General features: G+C 75.2%; 14 protein-coding genes. 7 read left to right on the forward strand and 7 right to left on the reverse strand.

All coding sequences use genetic code 11. From position 1 onward, the window contains the following. Nucleotides 1-22 precede the first annotated feature (22 nt). Nucleotides 23-1,528, reverse strand: coding sequence for a SulP family inorganic anion transporter (locus ABEA04_RS02490; protein WP_345454195.1), 1,506 nt, complete (start codon nt 1,526-1,528; stop codon nt 23-25). Nucleotides 1,529-1,700: 172 nt separating this feature from the next. Here ABEA04_RS02490 and ABEA04_RS02495 point away from each other — a divergent pair, with 172 nt between their 5' ends. From ABEA04_RS02495 to ABEA04_RS02515, 5 genes are all read left to right on the forward strand, one after another. Next, on the forward strand, nt 1,701-2,102 hold the full coding sequence (locus ABEA04_RS02495) for a MerR family transcriptional regulator (RefSeq protein ID WP_345454196.1): 402 nt from the start codon (nt 1,701-1,703) through the stop codon (nt 2,100-2,102). A 98-nt stretch (nt 2,103-2,200) separates the two neighbouring features. Beyond that, a complete protein-coding gene (locus ABEA04_RS02500; protein WP_345454198.1) occupies nt 2,201-4,963 on the forward strand; it encodes a helix-turn-helix transcriptional regulator in 2,763 nt (920 codons plus the stop codon). Nucleotides 4,964-6,122: 1,159 nt separating this feature from the next. Beyond that, a complete protein-coding gene (locus tag ABEA04_RS02505; protein ID WP_345454200.1) occupies nt 6,123-7,625 on the forward strand; it encodes an NAD-dependent succinate-semialdehyde dehydrogenase in 1,503 nt (500 codons plus the stop codon). 41 nt (nt 7,626-7,666) lie between these two features. Then, nucleotides 7,667-8,659: a glycoside hydrolase family 25 domain-containing protein gene (locus tag ABEA04_RS02510; protein ID WP_345454202.1), complete on the forward strand. Its 993-nt coding sequence runs from the start codon at nt 7,667-7,669 to the stop codon at nt 8,657-8,659. Between the two features lie 32 nt (nt 8,660-8,691). Beyond that, nucleotides 8,692-9,018 (forward strand): YkvA family protein, encoded by a 327-nt coding sequence (locus ABEA04_RS02515; protein WP_345454204.1) that lies wholly within the window; start codon nt 8,692-8,694, stop codon nt 9,016-9,018. On the opposite strand, the gene ABEA04_RS02520 is transcribed toward ABEA04_RS02515, so the two are convergent. From ABEA04_RS02520 to ABEA04_RS02540, 5 genes are all read right to left on the reverse strand, one after another. Beyond that, the gene (locus ABEA04_RS02520) at nt 9,015-10,061 is read right to left on the reverse strand and encodes a response regulator transcription factor (protein ID WP_345454206.1); all 1,047 of its coding nucleotides are present in this window, start codon (nt 10,059-10,061) and stop codon (nt 9,015-9,017) included. The genes ABEA04_RS02515 and ABEA04_RS02520 overlap by 4 nt on opposite strands. A gap of 52 nt (nt 10,062-10,113) precedes the next feature. Further along, nucleotides 10,114-10,704: a TIGR03086 family metal-binding protein gene (locus tag ABEA04_RS02525; RefSeq protein ID WP_345454208.1), complete on the reverse strand. Its 591-nt coding sequence runs from the start codon at nt 10,702-10,704 to the stop codon at nt 10,114-10,116. Next, complete coding sequence (locus ABEA04_RS02530) at nt 10,701-11,726, reverse strand: sigma-70 family RNA polymerase sigma factor (RefSeq protein ID WP_345454210.1); 1,026 nt, start codon at nt 11,724-11,726, stop codon at nt 10,701-10,703. The genes ABEA04_RS02525 and ABEA04_RS02530 overlap by 4 nt, the downstream gene beginning before the upstream one ends. Nucleotides 11,727-11,860: 134 nt before the next feature. Continuing rightward, complete coding sequence (locus tag ABEA04_RS02535; RefSeq protein ID WP_345454212.1) at nt 11,861-13,417, reverse strand: glycerol-3-phosphate dehydrogenase/oxidase; 1,557 nt, start codon at nt 13,415-13,417, stop codon at nt 11,861-11,863. After that, nucleotides 13,414-14,022, reverse strand: coding sequence for a TetR/AcrR family transcriptional regulator (locus ABEA04_RS02540; RefSeq protein WP_345454214.1), 609 nt, complete (start codon nt 14,020-14,022; stop codon nt 13,414-13,416). Before ABEA04_RS02540 ends, ABEA04_RS02535 begins: the two co-directional genes overlap by 4 nt. A gap of 17 nt (nt 14,023-14,039) precedes the next feature. Here ABEA04_RS02540 and ABEA04_RS02545 point away from each other — a divergent pair, with 17 nt between their 5' ends. Then, on the forward strand, nt 14,040-15,641 hold the full coding sequence (locus ABEA04_RS02545; RefSeq protein ID WP_345454216.1) for an FAD-binding oxidoreductase: 1,602 nt from the start codon (nt 14,040-14,042) through the stop codon (nt 15,639-15,641). A gap of 246 nt (nt 15,642-15,887) precedes the next feature. On the opposite strand, the gene ABEA04_RS02550 is transcribed toward ABEA04_RS02545, so the two are convergent. After that, on the reverse strand, nt 15,888-16,532 hold the full coding sequence (locus tag ABEA04_RS02550; RefSeq protein WP_345454218.1) for a pirin family protein: 645 nt from the start codon (nt 16,530-16,532) through the stop codon (nt 15,888-15,890). A gap of 84 nt (nt 16,533-16,616) precedes the next feature. Here ABEA04_RS02550 and ABEA04_RS02555 point away from each other — a divergent pair, with 84 nt between their 5' ends. Further along, nucleotides 16,617-17,960, forward strand: coding sequence for a GH1 family beta-glucosidase (locus ABEA04_RS02555; protein WP_345454220.1), 1,344 nt, complete (start codon nt 16,617-16,619; stop codon nt 17,958-17,960). The last annotated feature ends 65 nt before the right edge of the window (nt 17,961-18,025 follow it).

Consider the following 18,025-nt stretch of genomic DNA (forward strand, 5'->3'; position numbering starts at 1 on the left):
CGTGCCCCCGGGCCACCTGGCGTCAGTGCGACGCCAGGTGGCCGGACAGCCGCCCGTGCCGCTCGGCGCTCGCGGCGTTCAGCCCGACGATCTCGACGGTCTTGCCCCTGCGGGCGTAGGTGGCGGTGATGGCGTCGAGGGCGGCGACGGTCGAGGCGTCCCACACGTGGGACTCGCTGAGGTCGACGACCACCCGGTCGGGGTCGCCGGCGGCGTCCAGCTGCAGCGCGAGGTCGTTGGAGGAGGCGAAGAACAGCTCGCCGGTGACCCGGTAGACCGCGGTCGGCCCGTCGGGGGTCTCGACGACGTCGCGGCGGACGTCGGTCAGGTGCGCCACCCGGCGGGCGAACAGCGTCATCGCCACCAGCACCCCCACGACGACGCCGATCGCGAGGTTGTGGGTGGCGACCGTGGTGACGACGGTCGCGAGCATCACCGTGGTCTCCGAGCGCGGCATCCGGCGCAGCGTGCGCGGCCGCACCGAGTGCCAGTCGAAGGTGCCGACCGCGACCATCACCATCACGGCCACCAGGGCGGCCATCGGGATGATCGCGACGACGTCGCCCAGGCCGACCACCAGCACGAGCAGGAAGGTGCCGGCCAGGAAGGTCGAGAGACGCGTGCGGGCGCCGGAGGCCTTCACGCTGATCATCGTCTGGCCGATCATCGCGCAGCCGCCCATGCCGCCGAAGAAGCCGGTGATGACGTTCGCCGTGCCCTGGCCCCACGACTCGCGGGTCTTGTCGGACGGCGTCTCGGTGATGTCGTCGACGAGACGGGCGGTCAGCAGCGACTCGAGCAGGCCGACCAGCGCCATGGCCAGCGCGTAGGGCGCGATGATGCGCAGCGTCTCGAGGTCGAGCGGCACGTCGGGCACGAACAGCGCCGGCAGGCTGGTGGGCAGCTCGCCCTCGTCGCCGACGTCCGGCACGCTGACGGCCGCCAGCACGGTGAAGGCGGTCAGGGCGACGATCGCGACCAGCGGCGCCGGCACGACGGTGGTGACGCGCGGCAGGCCGACGATCACCGCGATGCCGACCGCCGTCATCACGTAGACCAGCCACGGCACGTCGACCAGGTAGGGCAGCTGCGCCAGGAAGATCAGGATGGCGAGCGCGTTGACGAAGCCGACCATCACCGAGCGCGGCACGAACCGCATGAGCCGCGCGAAGCCGCCGAGCCCGAGCGCGACCTGGATCAGCCCGCCCAGGATCACGGTGGCGACGAGGTAGTCGTAGCCGTGGTCGCGCATCACCGGCGCGATCACGAGCGCGACGGCGCCGGTGGCGGCCGAGATCATCGCCGGCCGCCCGCCGAGGAAGGCGATCGAGACCGCCATCGTGAACGAGGCGAACAGCCCGACGCGCGGGTCGACCCCGGCGATGATCGAGAACGAGATCGCCTCGGGGATCAGCGCCAGCGCCACGACGAGCCCGGCCAGTACCTCGGTGCGCAGCATGCGCGGCGACCTCAGGGCGTTGCGCACCGTCGGTGCGAGGACGTCGGGGGCGGGCGCGGTCGTGGGCAAGGCGGTGCTCCGTTTCGGGGCGGGCGGGACGGCGCCCGGAGGCCGGGCGGGACGCCGCGACGGCGTCCGCGAGAGGATGCACGGGCCGGGCCGGACCCCGGCACCACGTGCGATCCAGACCCTACCCTTACGTAAGGGTAGGGTTGCAATCCGGAACGGAGGCGAGCCGGCGATGAGCGACGACGACCGCCCGGCGACGTCCGGGTTCATGCACATCGGCGAGGTGGCCGCCCGCACCGAGCTGTCGCTGCGCAGCCTGCGCCACTGGGAGGAGGTCGGCCTGCTACCACCGTCCGGGCGCACCGAGGGCGGCTTCCGCCTCTACACCGAGGACGACGTGGCGAAGGTGCTCGTCATCCGCCGGATGAAGCCGCTCGGGTTCACCCTCGAGGCGATGAAGGACGTGCTGCACGACGTCGAGGCGCTGCACGACCCGGCCACCACCGCCCCCGACCGCGAGGCCGCGGCGGCGCGCCTGGCCGTCATCCGCGAGGACGCCGTGGGGCGGCGCGCGAAGCTGGCGCGTCAGGTCGAGATGGCCGACGAGTTCATCGGGCTGCTCGCCGATCCCTGACCGGCCCGGCCCGACCCGGTCCGCGACCGGGCGCGAGAGGGAACCTTCCCCTCGTGCGGGCCTGTCTTTACCAAGTGAACGACCCCTAACCTGTCCGCATGCCTCGGCTGGTGGGTCGTGCGGCGCTGCTGGAGGAGGTCCGTGGTCTCCTCGACGGCGGCGGATCGGTCGCGCTCGTCGGCCCGTCCGGGGTGGGCAAGAGCGCCCTGCTCGACGAGCTCGAGCAGCAGACCGCCGCGCGGGGCGACGCCGAGGTCGTGCGGTGCGCCGGGGCGCCCGACGAGGTCGCGCTGCCGTACGCGGCGGTGCGCGACCTCCTCGCGCAGTGCCCCGCCGACGCCGTCGGGGCGGCGATGCCGGCGTCGGTCGCCGACTGGGTCGCGGCCGGGCTGGTCGCCGTCGAGCCCACCGACGAGATGCGCTCCGACCTCGCGGCCGGGGTGCACGCCGTCCTCGAGGCGGCCTCGCAGCGGCGGCCCGTGCTCGTGCTGCTGGACGACGTGCAGTGGCTCGACGCCGAGTCGTCCGCCGTCCTGGGCTACGCCCGCCGGCGGCTGGCCGGCCGCCTGCTCGTCGTCGCCACCTTCACCACCGCCGACGCCGCCACCCCGATCGACGTCAGCGAGCTGGCCCTGCTCGACGTCCCGCCGCTCGAGACCGTCGAGATGGTCGAGCTGCTCTGCGACCCCCAGGGCCCCGGGCTCGCGCCCGACGTGGCGCAGCGGGTGCATGTGGAGTCGGGCGGCATCCCCGCCCTGGCGCTCACCATGGCCGGTCTCGTCGGCGAGCGGCCCGCCGTGCTCGGCCGCCCCGCGCCGCTGCCCGGCAGCATCGAGCGGGTGCTGCGCGAGCGCTACTGGGCGCAGCCGGACGACGTCCGCCAGACCCTGCTGCACCTCGCCCTCATGCACCGGCCGAGCGTGCGCGACCTCGAGCGCACCGGCCGCATCGGCGCCGAGCTCGACGTGCGGCGCGCCGCCGAGGCCGGCCTGGTGGCGCGCGGCGGCGAGACCACGCCCCGCTTCACGCCGTCGGCGCTGCGCGACGTCATCGTCGAGTCGTGCCCCGCCGCCGAGCGGGCCGAGCTGCACCGGCGGCTCGCCGACGCCGCCCGCACCGGCGCCCAGCGGCTGCGGCACCTCGCGCTGGCCGACCCGCGTCCGGACGCCGAGACGGCCCGCCGGCTCGCCGAGGCGGCGCGCGAGCTAGCCGTCCACGGCACGCGCGACCTCGCCGCCGAGCTGTACCTGCTCGCCGCCGACCGCAGCCCGGCCGACCTCGACGCCGAGCGGGTCGAGTGGCGGGTGGCGGCGGTCGAGACGGCGGCGCCCGGCAACCACGTCGACCTCGTGCAGCGAGCGCTCGCCGACGTGTGGGAGTCGCCGACCACGCCGGCGCAGGCGGTGCGGGTGCGGCTCGCCATCCCCGAGCTGAACGGCAACGCCGTCGCGCTGCTCGACGAGGTGCTCACCGGCGCGCTCGCAGACGCCGGCGACAACGACCTTCTGGTGGCCCGCGTGCTGCTGCAGCGGGCGCGCATCGCGCTCATGGAGGCCCGCCCCCACGCCGCGCTGAGCGCGTGCGAGCGGGCCGTCGAGGCGCTCGAGCGGCTCGTCGAGCACGGCGGCGACCAGCACGAGCTGGCCCTCGGGCTCACCACGCTCTCGGTCGCACGACGCTGGACCGGCGGCGACCACCGCGGCTCCCTGCAGCGGGCCCTCGAGCTGGCCCGGCCCGCGCCCGACGGCTTCCTGCACACCTCGCCGGAGTACATGGCGGCGCGCTTCGCCTTCTACGACGACCGCCTCGACGAGGCGTGGGAGTCGTTCCTGACGATGCTCGCCCAGGTCGAGCGCGGCGCCGGCACCGACCACGTGCACGTGCTGCGCTGCCTGGTCGAGGTCGGCGTGCGCGCCGGCCGCTGTCAGGAGGCCGTCGAGTACGCCGCCCGCGCCGCCCGCGTCGGCGAGGAGTTCGACCTCGACGCCCACACCAGCTGGTTCGTCGCCGCCCTCGCCGAGCTGGTGGGCGGGGACGTCGCTCGCGCGGCCACGCTGGCCCGCCGCGGCGCCGAGTCGGCCGAGGAGCAGGGCGACCTGCGCTACGTGCAGCGCCACCAGATCGTGCTCGGGCAGGCGCTGCTGCGCTCCGGCGACGCCCAGGGCGCGGCCGAGTCGCTGGCGCGGGTGCGGGCGGTCGAGACCGAGCGCGGCTTCGGCGACCCGACGGTCAACCGCTGGCACGCCGACCTGGTCTCGGCGCTCACCGCGCTCGGCCGCCTCGACGACGCCGCCGAGGTGCTGGGCGAGGCGCGCTACGCCGTCGAGCGGCGGCACGCGGACGGCGGCACCGACGGCGTCACCGCGCAGCTCGACCGCGCCGAGGCCGAGCTGCTCATCGCCCGCGGTGATCTCGACGCCGCCGTCGAGGTGCTCGACCGCTCGGTCAAGGTGGCCACCGAGTCGGGCCTGCGGCTCGACGTCGGCCGCGCGCTCGTGACCCGCGGACACCTCGAGCGCCGGCGCCGCCGGGTGGCGGCCGCCCGCGCAGCGCTGCGGGAGGCGCACGAGCTGTTCGTCTCGCTGCACGCCGACACGTGGGCGGCGCAGGTGCAGGCCGAGCTGCGTCCGGAGCCGGCGCGCGCCGCCGACGACCCGCTGCTCGAGCGGCTCACCGAGTCGGAGGCCCGCATCGCCCGCGCCGTCGCCGCCGGCGCCAGCAACCGCGAGATCGCCGAGCGCACCTACGTCAGCGTCAAGACCGTCGAGGCCACCCTCACCCGCATCTACCGCAAGCTCGACCTCCGCTCCCGCACCCAGCTCGCCGCCCTCCTCGTCCCCACCTCCCCCGACCGCGAGTAGCGGTCACGGTGGTCGAGGTGCGAGGCCGGCCACGGCCGAGCCTCGAGACCTCGCCAGGGTCCATGCCGACCTGACCCCACGGACCCTGAGCCTGTCGAAGGGACGACGTCCGCTCGCGTTCGCACGGGAGGGCCGGTGGTTTCGACGACGCTCGTTACTCGTTGCTCAACCACCGGCCGCTCCGGTGGTCGAGGTGCGAGGCCGGCCACGGCCGAGCCTCGAGACCGTGGAAGGTCCACGCGAACCCGCCCACACGGACCCTGAGCGTGTCGAAGGGACGCCGTCCGCGAAGGTTCACGTGACAGGCCGGTGGTCTCGAGGCTCGTCGCCAGGGCTCCTCGCACCTCGACCATCGTCGGGGACGTCGTCCGCGCCGGTGGTCGAGCCGTCGTCGAGACCGCAGAAGGTCCACGCGGACCCGCCCACACGGACCCTGAGCTTGTCGAAGGGACGCCGTCCGCTGGCCTGCGCGAGACCGTCGTAGAAACCGCGGAAGGACCACGCGAACGTTCCCGCGGAGGGCCGGTGGTTTCGACGACGCTCGTTCCTCGCTTCTCAACCACCGGCGGCTCCGGTGGTCGAGGTGCGAGGCCGGCCACGGCCGAGCCTCGAGACCTCGGAAGGTCGACGCGGACCCGCCCACACGGACCCTGAGCCTGTCGAAGGGAGGCCGTCCGCGAGGGTTCACGTGACAGGCCGGCGGTCTCGAGGCTCGTCGCCAGGGCTCCTCGCACCTCGACCATCGTCGGGGACGTCGTCCGCGCCGGTGGTCGAGCCGTCGTCGAGACCGCGGAAGGTCGACGCGGACCCGCCCACACGGACCCTGAGCGTGTCGAAGGGACGCCATCCGCGCGCGTTCGTGTGGGAGGGCCGGTGGTTTCGACGACGCTCGTTCCTCGCTGCTCAACCACCGGAGACCCCCGGGGGTCGAGCAGGCCGAGCGAGGCGGGCGCCAGGTGCCCCGGCGACACGCTCGCGCCATCACAACAGCGAACCGCCCCGCCGCATGGGGTCGGCGAGGCGGTTCTAGTCGTCTTCTTGGTGCTCCCTCCGAAGGACGACTGTGTCCGACTTTACGCCGGGGCCAGAACGATGTCTCGGCGGGCTGTGCAAAACTTCCCGCCCCGCGCGGTGCGGGCTGCGTGGTTGGCTTGGCCGCATGACCGACCAGACCGACCAGATCGACCAGGACGTCGACCGTCTCGCCCCGCTCGCCGACCTGTTGCCGCCTGTGGGTCACAGCCTGTTCGTGGCGGGGGAGTGGCGCGAGGCCGACGACGGGCGGCGGCTCGCCGTCCACGACCCGGCCGACGGGTCGAGGCTGACCGAGGTCGCCGACGCCACTCCGGGCGAGGCGGTGGAGGCGCTCGACGCCGCGGTCGCGGTGCAGCGGGAGTGGGCGGCCACGCCGCCGCGCGAGCGGGCCGAGATCCTGCGGCGCACGTTCGAGGCGGTCACCGCCCGTGCCGACGACCTGGCGCTGCTGATGAGCCTCGAGATGGGCAAGCCGCTCGCCGAGGCGAAGGGCGAGGTCACCTACGGCGCGGAGTTCCTGCGGTGGTTCAGCGAGGAGGCCGTGCGCATCGACGGGCGCTGGCTGCGCAACCCCGCCGGCCCGGGCCGGCTGCTGACCATCCGCAAGCCGGTGGGCCCCTGCCTGTTCGTCACGCCGTGGAACTTCCCGCTCGCGATGGGCACCCGCAAGATCGCGCCGGCGGTGGCCGCGGGCTGCACGATGGTGGTCAAGCCGGCCGCGCAGACGCCGCTGACGATGCTGGCGCTGGCGCGGATCGTCACCGACGCCGGGCTGCCCGCCGGCGTCCTCAACGTGGTCACCACCAGCGACGACGCCGGCCTGAGCCAGGCGCTGCAGGACGACGACCGCCTGCGCAAGGTGAGCTTCACCGGCTCCACGCGGGCCGGGCGGATCCTGGTGCGACAGTCGGCCGAGCGGCTGCAGCGGGTCAGCATGGAGCTCGGCGGCAACGCCCCGTTCCTGGTCTTCGACGACGCCGACCTCGACGCCGCGGTCGACGGCGCGATGCTGGCCAAGATGCGCAACATGGGCGAGGCCTGCACGGCCGCCAACCGGTTCCTGGTGCACGCCGACGTCGCCGACGACTTCGCCTCGCGGCTCGCCGAGCGCATGGGGGCGCTCACCGTCGGCCGCGGCCAGGACGACGGCGTCGACGTCGGCCCGCTCATCGACGAGAAGGCCCGCGAGTCGGTCGACCAGTTGGTCACCGACGCCGTCCAGGGCGGCGCGCGGGTGCTGGTGGGCGGGTCGGCGCCGTCCGGGCCCGGTTGGTTCTACGAGCCGACGGTGCTGGTCGACGTCCCCACCGACGCCGAGATCACCGTGCAGGAGGTCTTCGGGCCGGTCGCGCCGATCAGCACCTTCACCACCGAGGAGGAGGCCGTCGCGGCGGCCAACGACACCGAGTACGGCCTGGCCTCCTACGTCTACACGCGCGACCTCGCCCGCACGATCCGGCTGGCCGAGTCGCTCGAGTTCGGCATGGTCGGGGTCAACACCGGCCTGGTCTCGAACCCGGCGGCGCCGTTCGGTGGCGTCAAGGCCAGCGGGTTCGGCCGCGAGGGAGGCTTCGAGGGCATCGAGGAGTACCTCGAGACCACCTACGTCTCGCTGCCGGGCGACTGATCGCGGCCCCGTCGCCACCGGCGGCGTGTCACCCTGACGTCATGCGGAGGGCGGCCTGGGTCGGCGCAGCGCTGCTGCTCGCCCTGACCACGGCCTGCGGGCTCGCGCCCGAGGCCGCCCCGGACGACGCCGCCGCCACCTCCGAGGCGAGCGCGCCCGCCCCGCCGTCCACCGGCGAGCGCCAGCGCCAGGACGACGGCCCGATCGAGGTGCCCGAGCCCACCGCCGCGCCGAGCAGCACGCCGTCCCAGCCGGTGGTGCCGACGCGCGACCCGCTGGCCGACCTCGTCGAGGACATCGAGATCGCCGACGAGCCGGTGCTCGGTGCCGACGTCAGCTGGCCGCAGTGCGAGCCCGGCCTGGGCATCCCGCAGAAGCGGTCGCACGGCGGGCCGATGCCGGTGCCCGAGGCGGAGTACGTGGTCGTCGGCCTGACCAACGGCCCCGGGTTCTACCCGAACCCGTGCCTGGCCGACCAGGTCGAGTGGGTGCGCAGCCGCGGCCTGATGATCGGCGCCTACGCGGTGGCGAGCTACCCCGAGCAGCGCTTCGTCGACGAGCTCGGCGCCGACGGGCCCTACGACGGCTCCACCGAGCTCGGCGCGCTCGCCAACACCGGCTACCAGCAGGCGCTGTACAACGTCGGCCTGATGAAGGACGCCGGCCTGCTCACGCCGCTGGTGTGGATCGACGTCGAGCCGGTGCCCGACTTCGAGTGGAGCGCCGACCGTGAGGCCAACGCCTCCGTCGTCGCCGGCGTGGCGCGCGGCTACCAGGACGCCGGCTACGCCATCGGCGTCTACTCCACGCCCTACCTGTGGGAGGGCGTGGTCGGCGACTTCAGCCTCGGCGTCCCGGAGTGGCGCGCGGCCGGCCAGACCTCGCGCGAGGAGGCCCTCGGCCGATGCGGCGAGGACTGGGTGATCCAGGGCGGCGCCGCCGTGATGGGCCAGTGGGTGCAGGACGCCCGCGACATGAACGTCACCTGCCCCGGCATCGCCACCGACCTCTCGGCCTGGTTCCACCGCTACTGACACCCCTTCGACGCCCGGGCACACTGGACGGCGTGGACCTGACCGACCTGCTCGTCGCCGTGCTGGTCGTCGTCGGCGTGCTCGTGGCGATCGGGATCGCGGTGATCGCGTTCGTGATGTACCGCTACCGCATCCCGCCGCGCGGGCTGGTGGCGATGGTGGGCGCGCTGGTCTACCTGGCCAGCCCCATCGACGTCCTGCCCGAGGTGGTGCTGGGACCGTTGGGGCTGGTCGACGACGCCGGCGTGATCACCCTGGTCGCGGTGTGGGTCTACAAGCTGGCCGGCGCGCGGCGTCGGCTGCAGGGCTCCGGCATCCAGGGACGCCGTCCGCCCCGGACGCCGTCCGACCGCGTCTAGACCGACTCGTCGCGCGGCGGCGCGAGCAGGGTCGGGTCGGCCGCCTGCATCCGGGCGACCTCCGCGACGAGGCCGGTGCGCGAGCCGAGACCGAACTTGCGGTAGATCTTCGACAGGTGGCCCTCGACGGCCTTGACCGAGATCTCGAGCCGCTCGGCCACCTCGCGGTTGCTCATCCCCTGCACCACGAGCGCGGTGACGCGACGCTCGCCGGGGGTCAGCACGGCGAGCGTCTCGGCGCGACGGCGCGGCGCCTCGCCGAGCAGCCCGAGCAGCCGGACGACGCGCGCCAGCAGCGGGCGCAGGCTCTCGTGCGCCGCGTAGGCCTCGGCCTCGCGCAGCAGGGCGACCGCCTCGGTCCGGTGGTCGGTGATGAGCAGCAGGCCGGCGAGGTCGGTGACGACCTGGGCGCGCAGCCGGTCGGCCAGGCCGGCCCCGAGCAGCGAGAGCGCCTCGCGCAGCCGCTGCTCCTGCAGGCCGTCGGACTCCGTGATGGCCCGCAGCCGCAGCGCGAGCGCGATCTGGTCGGGCGCGCCGCGGCGCATGGCGACGTCCAGCTGCTCGCGGGCGAGGTCGGCGGCCTCGCTGCCGAGGCCGAGCCGCAGCGCGGAGAGGGCCGAGCCGCAGCGCCACGGCAGCTCGAGGTCGTCGCCGACCATCGAGCCGACCCGGGTGTAGAGCTGGCGGGCGCGCTCGTCGTCGCCGTGGGCGGCGGTCAGCTCGGCACGGGCCCACAGCCCGTGGGCGGTGCCGCGGCCGGGACCGGCCATGGCGGCCAGCACGGTGCCACCGGCGCGGGCCCGGGCGAGCTCGCCCTGCGCGAGGTGACACTCGACCACGAGGGCCACCACGCCCTCGTCGATCGCGGGGTCGCCGCAGCCGCCGGCGGCGCGCATCGTCTCGGCCAGCGCGAGGGCGTCGCGCACCCGGCCGCGCCGCAGCCGGGAGCGGGCGTCGCGCAGGTCGCCGACCGGGTCGCCGACCGGGTCGCCGGCCGCGGTCGGCGCAGCGGCGACCGGTGCGAAGAGCGGGACGACGGGCACGGGGGCAAGGGTAGGAACCCCGGGCCCCGGCGTCCGCGGAACGAGCAATCGTTTACGAAGCGAGCCGTCGCGCCCACACCGGCGAGCGGCCCGCGAAGGCGAGCAGGCGGGTCGCGGGGTCGGCGCCGGGCGGTGCGGGGAGGGCGCCCGCGAAGCGCTCGGCGCGGTCGTCGTCGACGACCAGCGCGTGCGCGAGCGGCAGCAGCCCGGTGGCGAGGCCCGCGGGGATCGGCGTCGCGCGGCCGGTCGCCTGCGCGACGTCCCAGCCGTGCAGCGTGATCTCCAGCGCCGCCGCCGACGCCACCACGGCCGTCGGCACCGGCACCTCGTCGACGTGGACGACGTCCGGCAGGTCGGACGACGTCCACGCGCCGAGCAGGGCGCACGCCTTGGTCTGCAGCGCGCCGAGCCGCACCGGCAGGGACGGCGCGTGGTCGGGCCCGGCGGGGGCGACGGCGCCGCCCGCGCCCTCGGTGAAGGCGTCGAGGGCGTCGTCCATGTGCGCGAGCAGGCGGTCGAGGTCCCAGCCCGCGCACGGCGTCGGCCGGCCGAGCAGGCCCGGGGTCACGCCGTGCAGCGCGCCCCGGGTGTAGGCCAGCGCCCGCTCGACCAGCTCGACCGCCCCGTCGGGCGGCGCGCTCATGCCGTGGCGACCGGTGCGGGGTCGGTGCCCGGGACGTAGTCGGCGGGCAGCCGCGCGGGCAGGCCGAACGCCGCGAAGTGGTGCTCGCCGAAGAACGCCGTCACGTGGGTCACCTGCTCGCCCTCGAGCGCCAGCACCTGCAGGTGAAAGGGCTCGAAGTGCCCGGCCGGGGTGCGCATGTAGAGCGCGAAGGCGGGCTGGCCGTTCGCCACGATCGGCAGCATCGGCATGTCGTGGACGCCGCCCGGGCACTTGGTGCCGATGAGCTCGCCGATGTTGGTGGCGCCGCGGTACCAGTTGGTGAAGGGCGGCATGTCCCAGGTGGCGTCGGCCTTGAGCAGCCCGACGATGGTGTCGATGTCCTTGGCCCAGAACGCCTCGAGGTAGCGGTCGAGCAGGCCGCGCTGGGCGTCGGTGAGGTCCTCGACGACGGTGTCCTCGGTCAGCGCCCGCTCGCTCATCTGCGCGTGGGCCCGCTGCAGCGCGGAGTTCACCGCGGCGACGGTCGTCTCGAGCGCCTCGGCGGTCTCGGCGGCGCTCCACCGCAGCACGTCGCGCAGGATCAGCACCGCCCGCTGGCGGGCCGGCAGGTGCTGCAGCGCGGCGACGAAGGCCAGCCGGAGCGTGTCGCGCTCGGCGACCACCACCGCGGCGTCCGGCACCGGCTCGAGCCAGGCGATCTCGTGGTTCTCCTCGAGCGCGTCACCCGCCATCTGGTCGGCGGTGCCGAGCCCGGCGGGCAGCGGCCGCCGCGGCTTGCCCTCGAGGTTGGTCAGGCACACGTTGGTGGCGATGCGGTAGAGCCACGTGCGCACCGAGCTGCGGCCCTGGAAACCGGCGCTGGCCTTCCACGCCCGCAGGAAGGTCTCCTGCACGAGGTCCTCCGCCTCGTGCACCGAGCCGCTCATCCGGTAGCAGTGCGCGAGCAGCTCGCGCTGGTAGCGGCTGGTCAGACCGTCGAAGTCGTCGAGCTCGGTGGTCTGCGTCTCGGTCATCGTCTCGCTCCCGGAGGTCGTCGTCATGCCCTGCTCCCGCCCTGGTCGTCAGTCTGCCGGGAGTAGTGACCGCGGTCGACCGCCTGACTCATCGCTCCCGAGCGGTAGTCCCTGACGAAAGTCAAGGATTTCGGCCGCTGGACCGTGATCTACGTCAGGGACTATCCGGTCCGGGCGCCCGCGACGAGGGCGAGGGCGCGCTCGGCGGCGGGGACGACGGCGGCGCGGTCGGGGGCGAGCAGACCGACGCGGGTGCGGCGGTCGAGCAGGTCGTCGACGTCGTGGGCGCCCTCGTGGACGACGCCGAAGACCAGCTCGGCGAGGGTGGTCGGCACGCCGTCGGCCACGGGGGCGAGCAGCTCGTCGTCGCCGAGCCCGGTCGCCTCGCGGGCCGCGTCGAGCACCAGCGCGGCCTCGGTCCCGTAGCGGCGGACCAGCCGCGGCGACGGCGCGGACGCCGCCAGCGCGGCCAGCTCGGCCCGCGGCGCCGCCCCGAGCAGCGGCAGACCGCGCGTGGTGCACGGGCCGGCGTCGAGGCGGGCGACCTCGACGGCCCGGTCGACGGCGTCCTGCGCCATGCGGCGGTAGGTGGTGAGCTTGCCGCCCACGACGGTCACGAGCCCGTCGCGGCCGGTGAGCACGGCGTGGCGGCGCGAGAGGTCGGCGGTGGCGCCCGACCCGTCGCCGGCGTCGAGCAGCGGCCGCAGGCCGGCGTACGCCCCGGCGACGTCCGCGCGACCGAGCGGCCGGGCGAAGGCGGTGCCGAGCACGCCCAGCAGGTAGCCGACCTCGTCCTCGGACGGCGTCGGCACGTCGGGCACCGGACCGTCGACGGGCACGTCGGTGAGCGCCACGTAGAGGGTGCCGTCGGGCTGGGGCAGCACCATCACGAACCGGCTGGTCTCGCCCGGCACGGGCACGAAGACCGCGGTCGTGACGTCGGGCAGGGTGCTGGCGCGCAGCACGAGGTGGCTGCCGCGGCTCGGTCGCAGCCGGACGCCGTCGTCGAGGGTGCCGGCCCACACGCCCGTCGCGTTGACCACGGCCCGCGCGGTGACCTCGAGCTCGCCGCCTCCCGCCCCACGCTCGTCGCGCAGCCGCACGCCGGTGCCGGACGCCGCCAGCACCCGCGCCCGGGTGCGCAGGTGGGCGCCGTGGTCGACCGCGGTGCGGGCGATCGTGGTGACCAGGCGGGCGTCGTCCTCGAGCTGCCCGTCCCACGACAGCCAACCGCCGCGCAGGCCGTCGGTGCGCAGCCCCGGCACCAGGCTCAGCACCTCGGTGGTGCCGAGGTGGCGGGGGCGGGGGAGGGTCTCGCGCGTGGTGCGCGCCCCGCGGCGCAGCAGGTCGCCGGCGGCCAGCCCGGCCCGCATCTTGAGGTGGTAGGCGGCGTCGGTGCTCGCGGTGAACGGCACCACGTAGGGCATCGGGCGCACCAGGTGGGGGGCGGTGACCTCCATCAGCACGCCGCGCTCGACGGCGCTCTCGTGCGCCACGCCGACCTGGCCGTGCGCGAGGTAGCGCAGCCCGCCGTGCACCAGCTTCGAGGACCAGCGCGAGGTGCCGAAGGCGAGGTCGTGGGCGTCGACGGCGAGCACCGTGAGGCCGCGCGTGACGGCGTCGAGGGCCACGCCGGCGCCGGTGACGCCCAGCCCGACGACCACGAGGTCGACCTCGGACGGCGTCCCGGCCAGCCCGGCGTGCAGCGAGCCGGTCACGGCCGCAGCGCCCGGGTCAGCAGGGTCGTCAGCTCGGCGTCGACCTCGGCCTCGGTGACCTCGTCGTCGACCATCGTGTGCGCCGAGAGCACGAACCCGTGGACGGCGAGCAGCAGCCCGCGCGCGAGGGCCACCGGGTTGCCGGCGCGCACCGCGCCCTCGGCCTGGCCGGCGGCCACGGCCGCGGTGACGAGGTCGAGCACGTGGTCCTGAGAGCGGCCGCGGCGGGCCAGCAGGTAGGGCAGCAGCAGCTCGGGGTCGACCTCGACGATGCGCACGAACAGCTCGTTGGCCCGCAGGGTCGCGACCGTGCCGGTGATGGTGGCGACGAGGTGCTCGACGGTGCGCCCGGGCTCGTCGGGCGCACCGTGCTCGGCGTGGCCCGCGGCGGCGGCGTCGACGACGCCCTCCCACTCGCGGGTCATCAGGTCGCCGAGCAGCGTCGGCATGTCGGCCCAGGTGCGGTAGATCGTCATTCGCGAGACCCCGGCGCGGCGGGCGACCTCGGTGAGAGTCGTGCGGCGCCAGCCGACGTCGAGGATGCAGGCGCGGGCGGCGTCGAGGTAGGCGTCGCGCGGCTCGGGGATGTGACGAAGTGACGTCATGTGTCACAGTGTAACGCGTGAGCGAGACGCCGTCGCAGGTCCAGCCCGAGATGCACCCGACCCGCTGGGGCGACCCCGGCCGGGCCACGCCGCTGCCCGACGCGGCCGCGCAGCTGGTCGAGCTGGCCTTCGGCCCGGCCGCGCCGCGGCCCACGCTCGACGGGGCGCCGCTGCCGCCGTCCGGACTCGGGTCGGAGGCGCTCGACGCCCTCCGGTCGGTGCTGGGTGACGACGCCGTGCTCGTCGGCGACGACGTCCGCCGGCTGCGCACCCGCGGCAAGTCGACCCCCGACCTGCTGCGCGCCCGCGCCGGCGACCTCGCCGACGCGCCGGACGCCGTCGTCCGCCCGGCCGACCACGACGCGGTGGCGGCGGTGCTCTCGTGGGCCGTCGAGCACCACGTGGGCGTCGTCCCGTTCGGCGGCGGGACGTCGGTCACCGGCGGCCTGGCCGCGCGGCGCGACGGCTTCGCCGGCCTGGTCTCGCTCGACCTCGGCGCCATGCGGCGGCTGCTCGCGGTCGACCCCGTCTCGATGACGGCCACGCTCGAGCCGGGGCTGCGCGGCCCCGAGGTCGAGGCGCTGCTGGCCGCGCACGGACTCACGCTCGGGCACTACCCGCAGTCGTTCGAGCACGCCTCGATCGGAGGCTTCGCGGCCACCCGCTCGAGCGGCCAGAGCAGCGCCGGCTACGGCCGCTTCGACGCGATGGTGGTCGCGCTGCGGGTCGCCACGCCGCGTGGCGAGTGGCGGCTGGGCCGGGCGCCCGCCAGCGCCGCCGGGCCCGACCTGCGCCAGCTGGTGCTCGGCTCGGAGGGCGCGTTCGGCGTCGTCACCGAGGTCACCGTGCGGGTGCGGCCGCGGCCGGCGGCGGCCCGCTACGAGGGCTGGCGGTGGCCGTCGTTCACGGCCGGCGCCGACGCCATGCGCCGGCTCGCGCAGTCGGGCGTGCTGCCGACGGTGCTGCGGCTGTCCGACGAGAGCGAGACCGCGCTCAACCTCGCCCGCCCCGACGCGATCGGCTCGGGCGGCTCGGTCGGCTCGGGCGGCTGCCTGATGATCACCGGGTTCGAGGGGGACGACGCCGCCGTGGTCGCCCGCCGCGACGCGGTGGCCGACGTCCTCGCCGGCCTCGGCGGCGAGCCGCTCGGCGAGGAGCCGGGGCAGTCGTGGCGCGCCGGGCGGTTCGACGCGCCCTACCTGCGCGACTCGATGCTCGACGCCGGCGTGCTGGTCGAGACGCTCGAGACCGCCGCCTTCTGGTCGGGTCGCGAGCGGCTGTACGACACCGTCCGCACGGCCCTGACCGACGCGCTCGGCGAGGGCGCGCTGGTGCTCTGCCACGTCTCGCACGTCTACGAGACCGGCTGCTCGCTCTACTTCACCGTCGCCGCCCCGGCCGGGGACGACGCCCTCGAGCGCTGGCAGGTCGCGAAGGCCGCTGCCACCGACGCGATGGTCGCCGCCGGCGGCACCATCACCCACCACCACGCCGTCGGCACCGACCACCGGCCGTGGCTGGCCGACGAGATCGGCGACCTCGGCGTCTCGGTGCTGCGGGCGGTGAAGGCCGACCTCGACCCCACCGGCGTGCTCAACCCGGGCGTGCTCGTCCCCTGACCCGCTCCGCCCCGTGATCGGTGCCGGGTCTCGACGACGACCACCGCTGGTCGAGCGGCGAGCCCCCGGCGAGCGTCGTCGAGACCGCGGCCGACCCGCTCACGGCGCCGATCTCGCCCAGCAGCGACCTCGCCCAGTGGCGATCTCGTCCAGCAGCGATCTCGTCCAGCGGAGATCCGCTACGCGGGGAGATGTCTGACCGAGGTCAGGCAATCGCCGGTGGCCGGGATCCCCGCCAGCACCCGCTCAGGCGAACGACCAGAGCAGCAGCGTCGACGGCACGGCGGCGGTCACCTCGTGCGCCGGCTCGTCGACGAACCGGAACGCGTCGCCCTCGGCGAGCGGCTCGGCCAGCGAGAAGCGCAGCAGCGCGCCCCGGGCGACGTAGCCGTGCACCCGTGGTGCGGCGGGGAGCGTCGTCGTCTCGTGGTCGCCGAGCCGGCGCACCTCCAGCCGCATCCCGGTGAGCGGCTCGACCGAGACCGTGCCGGGGTCGAGCACCTCGTAGGACGGCGTCACGTCGTCGGCGTCGTCGTCGGTCAGCCACGCCTGCACGAACCGGGTCTGGGCGACGGCGGCCACCTCGGCGTGCTCGACGCCGGGCCCGGTGCGCAGCACCGCGAGCGAGCCGGCCGGCACGGTGACCCGACCGGTGGGGCCGTCGTGGTCGAGCGCGCCCGAGACGACGTAGGTGACGATGACGAGCCCCGAGTGCCGGTGCGTCTCGAAGCCCCGGCCCCGGGCGAGCAGGTGGTCGTCGTGGCACACCAGCGGCCCGAGACGCAGGTTCTCGGGGTCGTAGTGGGGCCCGAAGGAGAAGCCGTGGCGCGACAGGCGACCCGGCTCCCGTTCGACGAAGGCCGACGTTCCCCGGCGGATCTCCACGGTCACAGGCATCATTGTCGCGTGCCGCCACCCGAGACCGGCGGACGCTCAGTCGCGCCCGGGGCTGAACCCGTCCCCGAGCCCGTCCCCATGTTCCCGCCGGGATTCGTGCTCGGCACCGTCACCTCCGCCTACCCGGTCGAGGGTGCCGTCGACGAGGACGGCCGCGGCGCCAGCATCTGGGACGTCTTCGCCCGCGAGCCCGGGCGCGTCGTCGACGGCAGCACCGGCGCGGTCGCCGCCGACCACTACCACCGCGTTGACGAGGACCTCGACCTGCTCCGGGGCCTCGGGGCCCGCGGCTACCGGTTCTCGATCAGCTGGCCGCGCGTCATCCCGGGCGGCAGGGGCGGCCGGGGCGGACAGGGCGGCGTCAACCAGGCCGGTCTCGACTTCTACGACCGCGTCGTCGACCGGCTGTGCGAGGCCGGCATCGCGCCGATGGCCACGCTCTACCACAACGACCTGCCCCAGGCGCTCCAGGACGACGGCGGCTGGCTCAACCCGGCCACGGTCGACGCCTTCGCCGACTACGCCACGGTCGTGGGGGAGCGGCTGAGCGACCGGGTGGCGCAGTGGGTGCCGATCAACGAGCCCAACGCGGCGATGATGCTCGGCTACGGGCTGGGCACCCAGGCGCCCGGCTACGAGCTCTACTTCGACGCCCTGCACGCCTGCCACCACGCCCTGCTCGGCCACGGTCGCGCCGCCGCGGCCCTGCGCGCGACCGGCGCGAAGGAGATCGGCTGCGCCAACAACCACGCCCCCATGTGGCCGGCGAGCGACGACCCGGCCGACGTCGGCGCGAGCAAGCTCTTCGACGCCCTGTGGAACGGCATGTGGCTCGAGCCGATGCTGCTCGGCCGCTACCCGGCCGACCTGCAGCCGCTCGTCGAGGAGATCGTGCAGCCCGGCGACCTGGCCGACATCCGCGCGCCGCTCGACTTCTACGGCGTCAACTACTACAGCCCGATGCGGGTGCAGGCCGCGCCCGAGGGATCGCCCGCGCCGTTCGAGGTGCTCGACCTGCTCGGCTACCCCCGCACCGACCGCGGCTGGACGATCGTGCCCGACGCCCTGCGCGAGTGGCTGATCACCTTCCGCGCCCGGTTCCGCGCCGCGCTGCCGCCCATCGTGATCACCGAGTCGGGCGCCTCCTACCGCGCCGAGCCCGGGCCCGACGGCGTCGTCGACGACCCCGAGCGCATCGCCTACCTGCAGGCGCACCTGCGGGCGGTGGCGACCGCCATCCAGCGCGGTGTCGACGTCCGCGGCTACTACGTGTGGTCGCTGCTCGACGCCTTCGAGTGGACCGAGGGGCTCACGCAGCGCTACGGCCTCGTGCACGTCGACTTCGAGACCCTCGAGCGCACGCCGAAGCGCTCCTACGAGTGGTACCGCTCGGTCATCGCCGCCCAGCCGCCGCACGCCTGAGCGGGCCCCCATGACCGAGCCCACGACCGGCCCACCGCTGAGGCCACCGCACGGTGATGCCCTAG

The sequence above is a fragment of the Nocardioides marinquilinus genome, assembly GCF_039543705.1.
Classification (GTDB): Bacteria; Actinomycetota; Actinomycetes; order Propionibacteriales; family Nocardioidaceae; genus Nocardioides; species Nocardioides marinquilinus.